Source organism: Chthonomonas sp. (genome assembly GCA_016788115.1).
GTDB lineage: Bacteria > Armatimonadota > Fimbriimonadia > Fimbriimonadales > Fimbriimonadaceae > UBA2391.
Genome location: JAEURR010000005.1, coordinates 54,316 through 71,584 on the forward strand (window position 1 = coordinate 54,316; position 17,269 = coordinate 71,584).

The 17,269-nt window shown below is 57.0% G+C and carries 13 protein-coding genes; 4 read left to right on the plus strand and 9 right to left on the minus strand.

From position 1 onward, the window contains the following. Nucleotides 1–1,233, plus strand: coding sequence for a cysteine desulfurase (locus tag JNM85_02860; protein MBL8086997.1), 1,233 nt, complete (start codon nucleotides 1–3; stop codon nucleotides 1,231–1,233). On the opposite strand, the gene JNM85_02865 is transcribed toward JNM85_02860, so the two are convergent. Beyond that, nucleotides 1,234–3,324, minus strand: a complete 2,091-nt coding sequence (locus JNM85_02865; GenBank protein MBL8086998.1) for a S9 family peptidase — start codon at nucleotides 3,322–3,324, stop codon at nucleotides 1,234–1,236. It abuts the gene before it with no gap. A gap of 425 nt (nucleotides 3,325–3,749) precedes the next feature. On the opposite strand from JNM85_02865, the gene JNM85_02870 reads away from it, so the two are divergent. Beyond that, nucleotides 3,750–5,123 carry a hypothetical protein gene (locus tag JNM85_02870; GenBank protein ID MBL8086999.1) on the plus strand — a complete coding sequence of 458 codons (1,374 nt, stop codon included), beginning with the start codon at nucleotides 3,750–3,752 and terminating at the stop codon, nucleotides 5,121–5,123. Next, entirely contained in the window at nucleotides 5,120–5,692 is a 573-nt protein-coding gene (locus tag JNM85_02875) for an N-acetylmuramoyl-L-alanine amidase (GenBank protein ID MBL8087000.1), read from the plus strand. Before JNM85_02870 ends, JNM85_02875 begins: the two co-directional genes overlap by 4 nt. Here the strand turns inward: JNM85_02875 and JNM85_02880 are convergent. Continuing rightward, nucleotides 5,661–6,497, minus strand: coding sequence for a hypothetical protein (locus JNM85_02880; protein ID MBL8087001.1), 837 nt, complete (start codon nucleotides 6,495–6,497; stop codon nucleotides 5,661–5,663). The genes JNM85_02875 and JNM85_02880 overlap by 32 nt on opposite strands. 461 nt (nucleotides 6,498–6,958) lie before the next feature. Here JNM85_02880 and JNM85_02885 point away from each other — a divergent pair, with 461 nt between their 5' ends. Continuing rightward, entirely contained in the window at nucleotides 6,959–7,597 is a 639-nt protein-coding gene (locus JNM85_02885) for a hypothetical protein (GenBank protein ID MBL8087002.1), read from the plus strand. A 54-nt stretch (nucleotides 7,598–7,651) separates the two neighbouring features. Here the strand turns inward: JNM85_02885 and JNM85_02890 are convergent, their stop codons facing one another. The 7 genes from JNM85_02890 to JNM85_02920 all read right to left on the minus strand — a co-directional run bounded on the left by JNM85_02890 (nucleotide 7,652) and on the right by JNM85_02920 (nucleotide 16,962). After that, nucleotides 7,652–7,999: a hypothetical protein gene (locus JNM85_02890; GenBank protein MBL8087003.1), complete on the minus strand. Its 348-nt coding sequence runs from the start codon at nucleotides 7,997–7,999 to the stop codon at nucleotides 7,652–7,654. 42 nt (nucleotides 8,000–8,041) lie between these two features. Next, entirely contained in the window at nucleotides 8,042–9,067 is a 1,026-nt protein-coding gene (locus JNM85_02895; protein MBL8087004.1) for a hypothetical protein, read from the minus strand. After that, entirely contained in the window at nucleotides 9,067–9,468 is a 402-nt protein-coding gene (locus JNM85_02900; protein ID MBL8087005.1) for a hypothetical protein, read from the minus strand. The genes JNM85_02895 and JNM85_02900 overlap by 1 nt, the downstream gene beginning before the upstream one ends. Before the next feature lie 139 nt (nucleotides 9,469–9,607). Continuing rightward, nucleotides 9,608–10,528 (minus strand): PEP-CTERM sorting domain-containing protein, encoded by a 921-nt coding sequence (locus tag JNM85_02905; GenBank protein MBL8087006.1) that lies wholly within the window; start codon nucleotides 10,526–10,528, stop codon nucleotides 9,608–9,610. A gap of 218 nt (nucleotides 10,529–10,746) precedes the next feature. Beyond that, nucleotides 10,747–11,382, minus strand: a complete 636-nt coding sequence (locus JNM85_02910) for a PEP-CTERM sorting domain-containing protein (protein MBL8087007.1) — start codon at nucleotides 11,380–11,382, stop codon at nucleotides 10,747–10,749. Nucleotides 11,383–11,676: 294 nt separating this feature from the next. Continuing rightward, on the minus strand, nucleotides 11,677–14,487 hold the full coding sequence (locus JNM85_02915; protein MBL8087008.1) for a tetratricopeptide repeat protein: 2,811 nt from the start codon (nucleotides 14,485–14,487) through the stop codon (nucleotides 11,677–11,679). Between the two features lie 3 nt (nucleotides 14,488–14,490). After that, nucleotides 14,491–16,962, minus strand: coding sequence for a hypothetical protein (locus JNM85_02920; GenBank protein ID MBL8087009.1), 2,472 nt, complete (start codon nucleotides 16,960–16,962; stop codon nucleotides 14,491–14,493). Nucleotides 16,963–17,269: the final 307 nt, after the last annotated feature.

The window sequence follows — 17,269 nt, forward strand, 5'->3', positions numbered from 1 at the left end:
ATGACGACACTTGATCCGGAATTCCTGGTGGGCCTCCGAGACCAGTTTCCCGTGCTCCAAGAGCGAGTCAGGGGTCGTCCGCTGGTTTACTTGGACAACGCCGCGACCAGCCAGAAACCATGGTCGGTTCTCCGCGCCATGCAGATGTACTATCAGCATGACAACGCAAACATCCGGCGCGGTGCCCACAAGCTCGCCGAGCGAGCCACCGAGTCGTACGAGAATGCGCGCGAGGGTTTGCGCAAGTTTATCAACGCTGCATCGACCCAAGAGATCGTCTTCACAAAGGGCTGCACCGAGGCGGTCAACCTTGTCGCCAGCAGTTGGGGCCGGGCATTCCTGAACCAGGGTGACTTGGTGATCGCCAGCCACATGGAGCACCACGCGAACCTCGTGCCTTGGCAGATGATTTGCCGCGACCGCGGTGCGAATTTTGAACCCATTCCCATCCACGATGAAGGGACGCTGGATCTGGAAGGATTTCAGACGTTGCTTGAGCGCGGACCCAAGATGGTCGCGATCGGCCACGTTAGCAATGCGCTCGGCACCATTCACCCCATCAAGGAGATCGTGGCGATGGCCCACGCGGCGGGAGCGAAGGTTTTCGTCGACGGTGCCCAATCGCTCGCGCACCTAGAAGTCGATGTCCGCGCGCTGGATGCCGATTTCTATTCGATGTCAAGCCACAAGATGTACGGCCCGACCGGCACCGGTGCGCTGTACGCTCGCCAAGAACTGCTGGAATCGATGCCACCCTTCCAATACGGCGGCGAGATGATCCGCTCCGTGAGCTTCGAGGAGACCACGTACAACGATCTGCCATACCGATTTGAGCCAGGCACACCGAACATGGCAGGCGTTATCGGATGGGGCGCGGCGATCGAGTGGTTGTCTGCGCTCCCCCGCGAGGAGATCCGTGCCCACGAAGACGATCTACTCCACTACGCCACCGAGCAACTCAGCACGGTTCCGGGCTTGCGCATCGTCGGTACTGCGCCACAGAAAGCGAGCATCATCAGCTTCATCATGGACGGCGCACACCCGCACGATATAGGCACGATTCTCGATCAGCAGGCCGTCGCCATTCGCACCGGCCACCACTGCTGTATGCCGCTCATGAAGCGGCTGAAGCTCCCAGCAACCGCACGCGCATCGTTCGCCCTCTACAACACGCGAGAGGACGCCGATGCGCTCGTAAAGGCGCTTGGTCGGGTGACCGAACTGTTCGGCTGATCAGAACTTCGACGGAATCTTCTTCCCTGCTGCGCTCAGAACGAAGGCATAGATGTCGCGCGTTTCCTCCAGCGACTTGGAGAGGTTTGATGCTCCGTGGCCACTGCTCGTATCGACGCGCAAGAGCACAGGCGCAGGACCCGCCTGGCACTCCTGTAACCGTGCGGCAAACTTGAACGAGTGCGCGGGGACCACCCGGTCGTCGGTGTCGGCAGTGCATACAAGCGTGGCCGGGTACTTAACCCCCGCTCGCAGCGTGTGCAGCGGAGAAATCTTGAGAAGCGATGCGAACTCCACCGGATCTTGCGGCGAGCCGTAATCGCTCTCCCAAGATTTGCCGACCGTGAACAGGTTGAAGCGGAGCAAGTCCATGACTCCGACTTCAGGGATAGCGGCGGCGAAGAGCTCGGGACGCTGGATCATGCAGACCCCGACCAACACGCCACCATTCGATCCGCCCTGAATCGCGAGCGTTTTGGGGCTCGAGTAGCCAAGGCGATTCAGCGTCTCGCCCGCAGCGATGAAGTCATCGAATGCCTTCTGACGGTTCGTCTTGATCGCGGCCTCGTGCCACTTCTTGCCGTACTCATTGCCGCCGCGGATGTTGGCGATGACGAAGACGCCGCCCATGTCCATCCAAACCGTACGGCTGACCGAGAACCATGGAAGCGTCGCACTGCCGAACCCGCCGTAACCGTACAGGATGGTCGGATTCGAGCCATCCAGCTTCAGACCCTTCTTGTGCACGACGAACATCGGAACGCGGGTGCCGTCCTTGCTCTTGAAGAAAATCTGCTTCGCGGTGTACTTGCTTGTGTCGAACTTGAGTTTCGGCTTGCGCCAGACTGTCGTCGCCGCCTTTGCGGTATCGAGCTTCAGGATTTCCGAAGGAGAGGTCAGGTCGACGTAACTGAGGTACGCGCTGGAATCGGCCTGCGTGCCCGAAATCCCGCCGATGGTGCCGAGCCCGGGAAGATTCACGGTTCGCGCATGGCTGCCATCCAGGTCAAAGCGACGCAGCGCGGCCTTGGCATCTTGCAAATAGCTTACGAAGAGCTTGCCGCCCACGATCGCAGCTGTATTGAGCGTGTCTTTGGACTCGGGGACGATGGTGGCAATGTGTCCCGGAGTCTTCAGATCGACGGCGATGACCTTGCCGAAAGAAGCGTTCCGCGTCGTAGTGAAGTAAATCTTCGAACCAACTCGATCGATCGGCAGAAATTGCCCAGAGTCGTCGTCGAAGAGCTTGGTTACGGGCATGCCGGGCTTATCGACGGCCTGAACATGAATGCGATTGTTGATCGATCCAGACTCGATGTAGTGGAAGATCGTCTTTCGGTCCGAAGATGCGGAGGGCCACAGGAACTCGGTCTCCTTCTTTGTCTCGTAGACGAGAGTGTCGGCCGATTCCTGCGTGCCGAGCTGGTGATGGTAGAGCTTGCCGGGCAAGTTACGCGCGGTCAAAGCGTTCGCACCTTGTTCCGTCGTGAATCGCAAATAGTAGAAGCCTTCGCCGCTCGCATCCCAAAAGCCGAGTCCAAACTTCGATTGCTTAACTACGTCGGGAAGGTCCTTTCCTGTTGCGATGTCCCGGACGCGCCATTCGACCCAGTCGCTTCCTCCGAAGGAAACGGCGTATAGGAAGCGTTTCCCGTCCAGGGAAAGGTCGCTTGAGGTCAATTGTGCCGTGCCGTCTGCCTTTAGCTTGTTTGGATCGAGAAGAACACGCGGGGTCTTGCCTGCGGCATCGACAACGTAAACAACGCTTTGGTTCTGCAAGCCGTCGTTTCGCTCATAAATCAGGCGGCCTTTGCGTTCGATGGGCGTTTCGTAGCGCTCGAAGCTGAAGCGACGCAGCAATTCGGTGTGCAGAGCCTTTCTGTTCGGCAGCGAGTCGAGAAAACTGGTCGTGACCTTGTTTTGAGCCTCGATCCAACTACGAACCTTGGGCGTCGATGCCGGTTCTTCAAGCCAGCGGTAAGGGTCCGCGACCTTTACGCCGTTGAAATCGTCCACCGTATCGCCCTTTTCGGTCAAGGGGTACGACAAATTCAACGCGGAAACGACGGCGAGCAGGATCGAAGACCACATGTTCATAGATTACTGCCGCGTCGTCCGCGAAAGTGTCCTATACTCCCCATATGTTTACGGGCCTCACCCTTTCATTCTTGATGTTAGCGGCGCAAGTAGCCCCGCCAAGCATTCCAGTTGTCGAGGAAACCAGAACAACTATTCCCGGAACGAGGGTTCGCGTCACCTACGAGATACACCTCGTCAATAAGCGCGAGTCAATCCACTATATCGACATGTGTTCGAACTCGTGCAACGGACTGGTTCATCCGGCGCACGAGAAGTGCGACAATTCGTGCGACACGCATTGCGAGTCTGAGCACGCAGTCGTTCTCGAACCCAAATTTTCTCGCGGTTTCGGGGCACCAAGTTCTACCATACGGGCACTAAGCGAGCAGGCGGGGCGAGAAGAGACTGATGCTCTACTGCGAGCCATGGAGGATCGCGTGAAAGCTGCGTTCCGGCCCGGAGCTATTGAACCGGAACTGGCGCTGGCCACCGCGGCGACCGCTGTTTCTGGGCCAAGGCAGCATTTTGTGCCTTCGCCCTGTACGCGAGCTACGTGTTACATCAAGATCGATCTCTACGATGCCGAAGCAACGGTCGTGGTCACCGAGAAAGGTAAGTCCATCGCCGAAGGAGACATCAACCTTGGGGCAGTCACGATCCCCAAAGACGGACTGAGCTACTTATACAACGAACAGTGTTATTGCAGTAAGGAAGCAATTCCAGGCGATGGGTCCGCCCAAGACGCCCTCTTCTTCGGAGATCCTCCCTTGGAGATGAAACCCGACGGCGACGCGGAGCTTCCTTATCCGTTCGGCCCAGCAAATCTCTTGCACGACCTTTCGGGCGACAACATGAACGGTCTGGACGGCACCCTCAATCCACCATTCGACCAGGGGTTCGATTGTCAGTTCAATCCCGGACTAGAATTCGTGCCCGATGATCCAGCAGTTCAGGTTCTCGTCCTCATTCTCCCTGTCGCATCCGCTCCAGAAGATTCCTTGTACGCTTCAACAGCCTTCGAGAACCTGCTCGCCCACAAGCTCTCCTTCAAAACCATGTGTACGGAGATCAAAAAGCACGAGCCGAGCCGAAAAACCAAGTTCCGCATCGCGATGCCTCGTAATCCGTTGCTTACGCGACTCGCTCAATCCATCTCGAAGCAGCGTTTCATCGGACCAACCGACCAGGCGAAGATGTGGATCGCCGCGGACAAGGCGACGTACGATCAGATTCGCAAGCGGCTCATTCCCGGGCCCACTCCGGGAACCTATTTGCGGGCGCTCAGCGATGTCGCGACCCTGGCAAATGTCAATCCTTTCAAATCACCTTTCAAGGCGTGTTTGGAACCCAAGCTCATTTCCGATTCGTCCACGCGCGATGCCGTTGAATGGTTCTTCGCGCAGCTGGAACGGCCCGAGGCAAAAGAACTAATCGACGGTTTCATGAAAGAACTCCCCACGCTTGGCAAGCTCTCCGAAAGCACAAATGAAAATGATGCCAAGCACCTTGTGAATGTTGTTCGTTCGATGGCAATCAGCAGCAACCCCAAGCTCCGTGCCGCGATGTACGACCTTCTGGAAAAGCACATCCCCAAAGCACAACGCCCCCGCATGGGAGGAATCGGAATCCTGGCTCCGCTGGGCGACGTCTTCTTCACTGAAGATGCCGCGCAGGCCGAAAGAGTCTTCAATCTCAGCACGGATTACGGAGCGTTGTCCATGATCGGACCCATGAGCGAGCCAAACCCTAAGTTGCCTGAGGCGCTTCGCACCAAGTCTATCGAGCGAGCCAAGGAAACAAAGCCAGAATGATCGCTGCCGTACTATTGACCGCCATGCTGCCCAACGTTGAACCCACCATCGTCACCCGAGAAGAGTGGGGCGCAAAGATTAGAAGACCAGGAGCACAGCTTCAACGTATTTCCAAGATCACTATTCACCACACTGGCGTCGCGAGCGCCCCTCTTCGGTCCCTGGAAGACAAACTTCGCGGCTTGCAAGCGTTCTCGCAGCGCGAAGATAAGCTCGCAGACGGCCGAACAAAACCTGCCTGGGTCGATATTCCCTACCATTACTACATCAGCATCGATGGAAGGGTCGGAGAAGGACGGCGCTGGCGTTACACCGGCGATACCAACACCGAATATGACCCGACCGGCCACCTTCTCATCGTGGTCGAGGGGAACTTCGAGATCGAAAAACCCACCGATGCCGAGCTCGTCACGCTCCGGCAGATGGTCCTATGGGCCGCCAAGAAGTTTCACGTACCCGTCGAGGAGATCAAAGGCCACGGGGACTATGCCAAGACCGATTGTCCAGGAAAAGCGCTGATCGCCGAGCTCCCCGCACTCAGAAGTTTTGTGAAAACCCATATGAAGTGAACGCCATCGCCAGGGTCTGGTCGTTCAGCGTCCTCAATCCCGGAATCTCCGAGGGCGAACGCATAATTTCGAGCCTGCGCCGCCCGGCCCATGCATAACCCGAAGGACCCCCAAAGCTCGGGACCAGCGCCCAATAGCCGCCGACCTCGGGAAAAGTCCGCCGGAAGTTCGCTTCGATCTCTTCATAAGAGTAAGGGCAGAACAGAATGTTGTCTGCCTGCGTCACCACAAAGCCTTGGTCCGAGAGCAACCGCAGACAATCCGCATAAAATGCGTCTGTGAAGAGCATTTCGCTCAATTCACCTTGCTCATCTTCATAAGTATCCGTCGCATCGATGATGATGAGGTCGTAAACTTCGTGCGGCGCTTTCACATACGGGAACGCATCGGCAATATGCAGATGCACGCGACGATCCTCGAACGCTCCTGCGCTTACCTGAGGAAGAAACTCGCGCGCGGCCTCGACCACGGCCCGGTCGATCTCCACCATATCGATGTGCTCGATGGTTTGATGCTTGCAGAGCTCGCGCAGCACACCGCCGTCGCCGCCTCCGATCACCAACGCGCGCTTCGGTGCTCTCTGGGCCAGCAAAGGGATATGAACAAGCGCTTCGTGATACGAGCACTCGTCGAGTTCGCTGAGCTGCACGTGACCATCCAAGAACAACATTCGGCCGAAAACCTCGGTGTCGTAGATATCGATCTGCTGGAACTCGCTCTTTCGCGAATAAAGGTGCGAGCGCACCTTCACCGTCATTGTCAGCTTATCGGATCGAATGGGAAATGTAAGAAACTCCGCGCTCATGCCGGAAAAGAGGATACCTTTCGTCCATCTCGTGCCCTGTCGCGGCAATCAACCGCCAAAAAATGGACGCTAATCTTTGTACGTCGTACAATTGTCGCCACAATATTTGTAACTGCCGCAAGAACAGATAGGTCATCCGCGTGGTTTCGTAGATTTCCTGCCGATCTGCGAGCGTGACGAAAGTAATTCTATCCGTCAACCATCGATTTGCACGTTTCTACGTTCAAGAAATGGCCACCAGAATCGCGATGTGGTCAAGTTTTGATCGAAAAGAAGCAGTTTGTGACGTACCATGCAATTCGTTCAAGCTTTTTGAACCTGAGGCTTGCGATCTTTGTGACAGTCCTATAGTTTTTACTACACTTTGCCAACGGTAAGAGTGAACTAGTTGCCGGTTGGCAGCTTCCAAGAGTCATCACTTTCGGGAGAAATCCCGCGCCACACGCAACAGGAGGCAACTTATGGGCTGGTGGGGAACGAAAGATCAGGATATTCGACAAGCAATGGTGACCTTTGCGCAAGGTTGCACGAACTATACAGGGCTGCTGGGGCTGACTCCTGCGCAATTGAGTCAGATCAACGCAGCGAGCCAGGATTTCACGTCCAACCTGGATAGCGTTGACGCATCAAAAGCTGCGGCGAAGGCTGCCGTGAGCGTGAAGGACGAGACCAAAGGGACGGTGACTGACCTGCTGTCACGATGGACGCGAACTTTTAGCGCAAATCCGAACATTCCGCTGGATGTGAAGCGACAATTGGGCATTCCCGATCCCGCCGCACCTACCAGGACCACCCCGAAAACCCCGACAGCGCTTACCGCGCTGGGCTTTAGCGACGGGCGAACCCGTTTGAAGTGGAATTCTGGCGGAAACATCCAAGGCACCCGTTACTTCATCGAGATCAATGAGGGAGATACGGGGTGGGAGCTTTTGGATGTCGTCAGTGCGACGAGCTATACGCAATACGACGCGGTTGTGGGGCAGAAAGCCAGTTATCGCGTGATTGCCAAACGTCGCGATCTGGAAAGTGGATACAGCAACGTCGCCACCGTCTACGATAACTTAGGTGAGCAAGAGCCCACTCTCGAATCTGCGGCCTAAGTTCCGCATGGGCGGGCCCATTTTCTACGGGCCCGCCCATTTTATGCGTGAGTGTTAAGGATACAGAGTCGTGTACAACTGCAGTGTATTCGACGATTCGACGACGCCGAGTGTAATGCACGCACAGTTCATGTTGCCCTCATTGAAGTTGATGTTCCCTTCGATCGGTTTGTCTTCGGGGTCGCAGACGTTAGGGCGGTTGCGGACACCCGATCCCGGGCCGTAGGTGAAAATCCGGAAGTTCACGGGCATATTCGGGTTCAAAAGTCCGGCAATAGTGGGGTCGCCACTGGAAGCGAGGAACGTGAAGGGATTCTGGATGAGTTGCGTCGTCTCTTCCCAGTCGAGCTCGATGTGGAGGTGAGGAACGTTGTTGAGATTGAGTATTTCAAAAGTGGCCATAGACACTTTATTACCAATGTCCAGTCAGTTTGTCAACTACTCTTATGCACCCAATGCACGAACGCACTCGACCTCCAGCGTCGAGTCGTACCTTTCTACGGGTCCCGCGAGATGGTCCAAATAGAACAAGTAGAGTTTCGAGGCTGCGCGCTGGGTTTCGGCAAAGCTCTCTGCACTCATCGGACCTCCGGTCAGAACTTTCTCAAGACCAGCCGCGAGGTCCCACTCCTCTTTGAACCCATAAATGCCGGAGCTCGCCAAGAGGCAAACGGGGCCGCTGACTTCGCGAAGGTGCCGCACTGCGACAGAAAGAAGCATTGGGGTCACGGCGCGAATCCCGCTGATGTAGGCGCGATCGTAGCGCCCGCACAAGTAGTACGCCTCGGCCATGAATCCTTGAATCACCGGATCTGCGAATTTCGTACGGACTGCGGAATGAAATCGAAATGAGCTCTGCTCCGCGTGAAAGAGTGCCGTTTCGCCGCGCTCGATCGCAGCGTAAAGTCGCGTCAGCTCCATATCGGCTTGCGCGTGGAGGCTCAAAGTGGAGTCGCTGATCGGAAAAAGATCTCGGACGCGCTGAATCGACTGCTGGGCTTCCAGGAATCGCTTCGTGCGGGTATCGAGGGACGCGCTCGTGAGGAGACAGTAAGCGAGGCGATGCGTGTGCAGATCAGGGTCCAGCGCACGAATCGCCTTCTGGACGCACTGCTTGGCCGGTTTGTACCGACGCAAGTGTCGGAAACGGATGGCAGCGTACTGGTACCAGGTTGCAGAGTCCTCGGACTCTCCGGCTCGCAGGAGGAACTCTCCGCAACGCTGCGCGCTCCTTATGAAGGTCCCGGAGGGAGCCCATTGAGAAATGTACGGTAGGAGATGGTCAGTGATATCGACCAGCAGAGACGAATCCTCGAGGTTGACGGCCAACTCGGCAAGCTGAAGCGTCTCGCGCGCGCACTGGGCAGCATCCGCCTTCGACGCGGTGCCAGACACGATCGTCGCTGCACGAATGAGTTGGTTCAGCTTCAGGCGGTTGGGTTCCGGATTCGAGGGAGGGAGCAGGCTCATCAGGCGAATTCATTCTCCTTGAGCGAGACAAACTCGTCCACGCCGAATGTGATCACGTCCATGAGCGGTGCCCCCACGAAGTCCGATTGCTCTTTCAGTCGACGGGCATTGAAGATGTCGGACGGAGTCGCGACCGGCGAGCCGGACGGATGCGAAATCCCGACAAAAAACCCGAACGCGCGCCGTTCTGTGACGTGGGCATAAATGAGCGCGGGGCTGAAAACGTACTCCTCTTCGCTGCCGATGTGCACGATCTCCAGAGAGAACAACTGCGATCGCCCATCGACGCATCCGACGACGACATGAATGGCGGGCAGCATGGCATAAGGCTGCAATACCTTGAAGGCGTCCTCTGCCCCTAGGATCTCAATCGGCGCGAAGTCGGCAAGCTTTTTCCTCATTTGACAGTTCGAACGGAAACTACGTGGACTAACTGGCAGTTTACGGCGATTATGTTGAACTCGTCGCGAAGTCGAGGGGGAAAATGCATAAAAAACGGACTTAGCCGTACTGGCTAAGCCCGTTTGTGGGAGGTTTGCGTTACGTTCGCTTTCTGCGTAGGAGAACCGCGGCTCCGAGGCTCAGCGCAAAGATCGCGGACGGCTCGGGAACTGCAAAGCCCTTAACGACGATGATGCGGTTTCCGCCACCAAACGTCGAGAACAGGAAATCACCGGTCACTGGATCGATCACGGCGCCCTCTGCGCCACTAAGACCCGACATGAACACGCGGCGAGACGAAAAGATCGGGTTACCAAGAGAATCGACGTCGTACGTACTGACGACGCCCGCGCCAAATTCCGACACGAGCATGGCATCGCCGAACAAGGGCGATCCTAGGGGCACATAGGCGAAGCCTTCGGGCCCTCCCTGGAGGTTGCCGATGTAAGTGACGGACGTGATATCGTACGTGCCGAGGCCATCCGGGGCGTAGGTAGCATCGTAAAACTGCCCGCCGCCATAACTGGAAACCTTCATCCTGCCCGCATACGACCGGCCAGAAGGACCGAACATCACCGCGCTGTGAGAGCTCGCCACCCCGAGGGCACCCATATTGATGATCTTGTCGGGAGTCGTCGATCCTGGCTTGTACTGCCCGAGCTCGTTCACTGGCCATCGCGAGGCGAAGAGAACTCCGCCCGGTCCGTAGGTAACGCCGCCATCATTGTAGGGCGCATCGATCACCGCGACGCCGGGCCCCGAGAATCCGGTGATGTGACCCGCCCCATCGCGAATGACTGGAACTTGGTACAGCTTTCCAGACGATCCGTTCGCCGCGCCGCCCAGCAAGATCTTGTTGGGATCGCCAGCCACGAACGTAAGTCCGCCATAGTTGACCGGGACATCGATCACGGATCCCAGGTCGGTGAACGAATACTGGCCTGAGAAAACGGGGTCGATCGTCTGAGCCACGCTTAGGCCCGCAACCGACAGAACACCAAGTACATATAGAGCTTTCATTTCCCTCTCTCCATTGCAAAGAATAGTACTAGTGTATTAATTGCAGTACTGACCGCCAAGACATTCGTGACACTTCATCCATAATTCTTCGGAAAATCACGCAAAATTACTGGCCCCCCTTTGGTCAAGGCGTGAGCCTCTGTCGAACCGGCGAAAGTCTCACGAACAACAAAACGGGCTCAGCCGGAAAGACTGAGCCCGTTCGATGAGGCGTGAACTTACTTGCGCTTGCGCCGCAAGACAACCAAGCTCCCAAGGGCCACCGCGAAGATCGCGGACGGCTCAGGGACCGGTGCAACCCAGCCACTCTGGCTCCCGTTCGGGCCGATGCTCTGCACGTGCCACGCGGTCGCTGCGTTGGCAACGCCTGTCGGAGCGTTGATGCTCACGAAGTTGAAATCGCTCGCCATCAGCCCCGCGATGCCCGAAACCGTGTAGGTCAAGCTCTCGCCAACCCCAAAACGCTTGGAGTTCGCGGTGGCAAAATCGAACTTGATATCGTAGTAACCGCCGCCACCCGCCTTGTAAGCGTTTGCACTCTTGCTTATCGAAGGAAGATCAAACGTTCCAACCGAAACGGGCGACCCAAAGGTTAAGCTCGTCACGTTCTTCAACGGATTGAAGTTGATACTTGCTTCCGATACGAACTCGGTACCCACGAGATTGATGTTCGCGAGCTTAATCGTGACCGTTCCCGGCACCACGTCGGTGATCGTGACGCGATTCCAAGGAGGCGTTCCTGCAGGGTTCGTCCCACCCGTGTACTCGTAGCCAGTGTCAAAGACCAAAGCGTTCGCAGAAACTGCAGCTCCGGCAATAGCCAGAACTGGCAAAGCGATTTTATAAGTTTTCATGTCCTCTCCTAAAGGGCGTGCCGCGCACAGTTGCGCTTGGGCCATTTTTGTGCCGAGCGCAACAATTTGATAACGGTAAACTTACGTGAAAACAGTTAATCGTACATAGTTACTAGGACAACCTAGATTCAGTGTTGCAACGGAGAGTTCAGTCGGTACGCTCTGAGGGCTCGCACCCCGAAATGTTTGCAAGTGTTCAAGGTAACTCGGGCGTCCGCGGGAGCTGATTCTTGCTCGGCTGCTTGCGGCTGAAAGCTCGGAAAAGTCCTGTGGTTTCGTTGCGTTCACAGGTGGCTAGTCGCGCGCTGGTTGCCCAGCGCTGACCTGAACAATCCTGGCGGCCATGGCAAAAAGTGCTTCGCGACTCTCTTGCGCAACTGGCCATTCCGGGAGCTCACCTCGTTGGACGGGGCAGTGCCATGAAGCATGAAGATTTTCGGCGTGCGCGATGCCGTCGTAGAGCGCGCAGTATGTCTGCGCGTCCGAAGTTCTTCCGGCCTCGAGTGAGCTTCGGGCTAAAGGAACACAGGCATGTGCAACGTGCCCCCATTGAGCGAGTCGGCCCGCTTCTTCGATCACAGAGACGTATAAAGCACACGCGGCAGCGCGATCATCGGTCTTCCAACTGGCATCGGCAAGGCTGAGCCGACATGCGATCACCGACCAATCGTCGCCCAGTTTTTCGTACTCGGTGAGCAGAGCGCGATACTCTGCCTGGGCGACGGGGATTTGGCCGAGCGCATAGTGAGCATCGGCCTTGACGAACCGGGCTTGCAAGAGGGCACCCAGATCGCCTAACTCCTGAAAAATTGTGATCGCCTCGTCAGTAGAATGCTCCGCCGATTGGTAGTCACCGAGGTCGATCTGCACAAGAGCTAAGTTTGTGAGAGTATTCGCGAGGCCCAGCTTTCCCGGGAGTTCTCGGCGGATTGACAATCCTTGAGCGAAGTAGTCGGCAGCAGCGCCGAGACGCCCACGTTGCCAAGCGACCAACCCTAAGTTGTTGCAGGAAGACGCTTGCCCATCCCGTAACCCAAGTTCGCAACGTAACCGTAGTGCTTCAAGGTGGTGATTTTCGGCAGTGGCGAAGTCGGCACGGTCTTGGGCTACCAGACCAAGATTGTTGCGGGCTTGCGCCTCAGCCGCGACGTCCGAGCGTTGAATGCTGAGATCAAGCGCCCGGCCGAACCAAGCCTCGGCAGCGGTCAGGTGACCCTGACGCCAGGAGATGGTTCCCGCCGCGTTCGCAATGTCGCTCTTACCGCGCGAGGTGGTTCGGGACGGCTGTCGATTCAGCGCTTCTACTACGGCCATACCCTCAGAAAACAGCCCCTTCGCCCGCCAATGTCGAACAAGAACACGAACCATGGAACAGGCCGCATCGAGTTCTCGGTCTGGCAAGGAGACAGCACCGTGGATCGCCTCCCGCGCATTGTCGTAGTGCTCAGCCAAATCACGCAAGGCTTCCGCTTGCTCGCCACGCTCGTAGCGAGCATCAATCTCTGGGCACCACTGCTCAAAGTGACCGCAAAGTCTAGCGGATGGAACCTGAACGGACGGGACGCCATCAAGCTGCCGATTGGCAAACTCGCGAATCGTCTTCAAGAATCGAAACTTCGACTCGCCGCCTGCCTGCAAGAGCGATGCCTCGGCCAAGCTGCTCACTGCCGTGAGGGCGTCCTCCCGTGCGAGGACAGCCCTGGCTACCGGTTCATCAATGGGCCCAGGCAGGACCGAAAGATACATAAGATCGGTCTGAGCCTGCGGGCTGAGTAAGTCGAAGCTCCAAGCGATTGCGTTTTCGATTGTTCTCTGTCGACTGATAGCAGTCCTGCGGTCTCGTGATAAAAGCTCCATTCGATTGCGGAGCTGATCCTCGATTTCCGCGAGATCCAAGGTCTTCAGCCGCGCCGCCGCGAGCTCAATCGCGAGCGGAATTCCGTCTAGCTCGGTCACGATCGACCGCACCCGTTCGAGTGACACTGGATCGGGAGCAGCGTCCGATTCCACGAGTCCGGCACGGTCGAAGAACATCCGGACTGCAACGTTCCCCATCACCATCGCGGCTTGATCGTGGACGGTGGGCGTGGGCAGTGGTTCGACGCGGACTACCTTTTCGCCGACCAGCCCGAGTGTCTCGCGCGAAGTTGTCCAAATGCTAGCGCTTGGAACTGCGATCAGGAGTTCCTCAATGAGAAGGGCTGATTCGTCGATACACTGCTCTAGATTATCGAAGACAATCAGAACTGCCTCTTGAGTCCAGTGCCGGCGCAACTGTTCCACGAGCCGAACATCGCCGATTTCCGGGAGATTGATGGCGGAGCGGATGGCCAGTTCGATGTCTGGCCGCGAGTGAGCGCTGCCGCAATCCACGAACCACGCGCCATGCGGATAACCCTCGCAAAGTCGGCCCGCAGCTTCCACTGCCAACCGAGTCTTGCCGCAACCGGCTGGCCCGGCTAATGTGATAAGACGATGCTCGGGTGTGGAAGCCGTGAATTCGAACTCAAGATCAGTTCGTGAAAAGAAATGGGTCGCGTAGGCTGGTAGGTTCTTCGGCACCTCCGCGAGGCCGCGTAGCGGAGGGAAGTCGCGCTGAAGCTCGGGATCAAGGACCTGGTAGATCTGGCGCGGTCCATCGATATCCTTCATACGATGAAGGCCGAGATCCAGGACCGGCAGCGGATGCCCACAGGCCTCCAGGAACTCTCGACTCACCAAGATTTGTCCACCGTGGCCCAAACCGCGTATGCGAGCACATAAGTTGATATCGCTCCCATAGTAATCGTCGTCCCGGTATTCGCTTGTCCCGGTATGAATCGCAGCGCGGATTCGGATGGGACGAGGCAGGGCCCAGGGCTCAGATTCCAGCGCCTTGACAAGGTCGACAGCGCCCGCCACCGCAGAAACGGGGTCATTGAACGTGACGAACAAGCTGTCGCCTTCTCCTCGTTTCTTGTGGAGCGTTGAATCATGTCGGCCAAGGACCTCGGCCGCTATTTCATCATGTCGGGCCATGGCGCGACGCATTTCGGGCTCGCACTCGGCCCACAACCGAGTACTGCCTTCCACATCCGTGAACAAATAGGTGCGGGTGCTGGGCACGGTCTATGCCTCGCCGACTTCGTCATAGAAAACAGAGAAAAGTAGGTAATCGAACAGATTGACCTCCCCATCACCGTTGAAGTCGGCCAACGCCGCGAATCTCGCGTCACCATTCGCCGTGTCAAAGGCATCACTCAGGATTAGGTAGTCAAAGAAAGATACGGAGTCATCTCCGTCAGCATCTCCTGTGCGCAGGACCAGATTTCGGACAAGCGTTCCGCCAGCTAGCGCCAAGTTGTTAATCCGCGCAGAGAGCATTCGTGTCCCCTGAACCACGAGATCGTAGTTCCCAGGAATCACATTCGCGTCGATTCGATAACTGCTGCCGGTAAGGACGACGGCCGCCGAAATGGGCGAGGCAGAAAACCGCGGAATGAGCAGAGCCTGTACCTGTACTACCGAAGCAGGCATGCCCGATAGCCTGGAATCCCAGGTTCCCGTGATGGTCTGGCTCGATGACGCTAGGACTTGAATGGGGTACGGATTATCCGCGGGTGGGTACGAATATGACGGACTAAAACTTAGGGCGACGTCTCGATTGACGCCCGTCGGGTTGGTGTTTATCCAAAGGGCACCGCTCGCATCCGGCACGACCGTCTGGGTGGGAACGACATCTGCAGCATTCGACTGCACAGTAATCGACTCATAGGGATCCCCTACATAGCCGACTTTGAGTAACGTGCCTCCCACGACAGAGGGTGTTGAAATTGCCACTTCACCAATCCCGCGCGTGCGCTCCCAGTCTTGCGGCGTGCGGCGACGGTACACGTAGAGCGCAGTGGTTCCGCCCGAACCTGCCTCCATGATCAAGTGCTCACGACCATCGTCTTGGCGGACAATTCGTCGAGGCGGGAGATCAATATCCTTGCGAGTCCACCGGTTCCACGCGAGCACGTTGCGGTAAATCAGCGGGTAAGGCTGAGGTACTCCATTCACAATCTCGCTTCCAGCCTTTCCACTGAACGCCTCGGTTGGGTTGGTCGAAGTTCCGAGTGCAGTCCAATCGCCCGTGGATGGATTCCAGGTCACGCCAGTCGATGAAGACGCCGTGGGCCATCCCAAGATCGTTCCACTCAGGAGATCGTTCGCGACTGCGTTCGTGCCGTTAGGAATTGCCAGCACGGTCGAAATGCCATCCTTCCACGTGAAGACGCGCTGACGTGCGCCTTGTGTGAACTCACCGAAGACCAAGCCGTCTGCGCCGACGGCAGTGGCACGGCTTGAGTTCGAAGCAGGCCCAACGGGAATCAGTTTCCCGTTCTTCCAAATGCAAGCCTGACGAGCTCCCGAGGTGTTTTCATACCAACCTGCGACGGTTCCGGCATCATTGATGTCAAGCGCCTGGGCGGACCGATTACCTACTGTCGGCAGCCAGTTGTAGTTCGTAGCATACGTGAACGGGAGGTCTCGGCCACTCCGTCGAACATAGCCAACTCCGGTACCCGGATTGTTGAGAGCCGTGACGAAAACCTCGCCGCCCTGCGGGTCGGTCAGGTAGGAAAATCCAATCACGCCAGCGTGGGTGGACCCGTTTTGCGTCAGGTAGGTTCCCGCGACTGTTCCAAACCCGTTCACGTCGGCGTATTCGACAAAACTGGTCTTTTCAAAATAGTACGCTGGCAAGTTATATTCAATGTCGACCCTTCCCTGAGCAGAGCCATACTGGGTTTCGAGTATGTACGTGAAATAGGCGCTGGATACGAACTGCGGGTTTGGTGAGATGACAACCGTATTGTCATCGAGTACCTGTACAGTGCAGTCGGACCGTGAATTCACGTAGACATGGAACGACGGGACTTGACCGAGAGTGTCGTTGCCGATGAGTTCCGAGATTGATATCTCGCTTGTCTTGCCCGATTCAAGTCGAATGGCGTCATTTCGAGCAACAGGTCCGTACAAACTTGTAACATCGGACACCGTTAGCTGGTCAATGGCAACGTAAGGCGTGCCTCCAAGCGGGGCCGCCGGTTCCAGCTTGACGAAGGGGTTAGAGAAGTCAGCATGCGGAAAGTCCAAGTAGCCGTACACCCAACCTTGGCTTGCTGATTGAGCGGAGGCAAGGACTCCTCGATCAGCACCGTCTACTGTCGCAGTCACGTTGACAGGGTAGTTCTGGCCCGCTCGGGCGCTCAAGTGGATCCATGCTCCGAGACGGTAGATTCGGTTGGGCTGGCAATCCCAGAGGGGACTCCCGGCCGATTCCGTTCCAGCTGATGTCTTGCGGAGCGCGATGAACCGATTCCCGTGCTTGGGAACGACGCCTGGAAAGTTACCGGAGCTGGATGGATGCAGCCCAAAGGTATTGTCCAGACTGTAAGTATCAGCACCCGGCAGGATATTGCCAGACTCGAACCACCACTCCGGCAGGAAGCCCTCGCCGAGGCGACCCTCCTCTCCTTGCGAGATGTACTCAAAGCTGGGATTGCTGAAGAATGGTGTGGATTGAGACACCATCGTGAGGACCAGAGTTGCCATGCCGCACGTGACGCGGGCACACACCTTCGCATTTGTTGCTCGCCGCCAATTCATCGAGACTAATTTTATCGCACACGACTTGGAATTCAGCATCGTTCTTCACCAGACTCGAATGGATGTAGGATACGCGCTAAACACTGCTCCGAGGCGATTGCGGTACCAATGGTCCCGTACAAGCTGCAAGCCTGGCAGTACGCGCGATTCATGGTGGCGATCCGCGACTGGTTGGGCGACCGCGCGATCATGAGCCGCATGCAGTGATTTCGCCAGGCTGCATACCCAATCGACGCTCGAATATCGTCAGCAC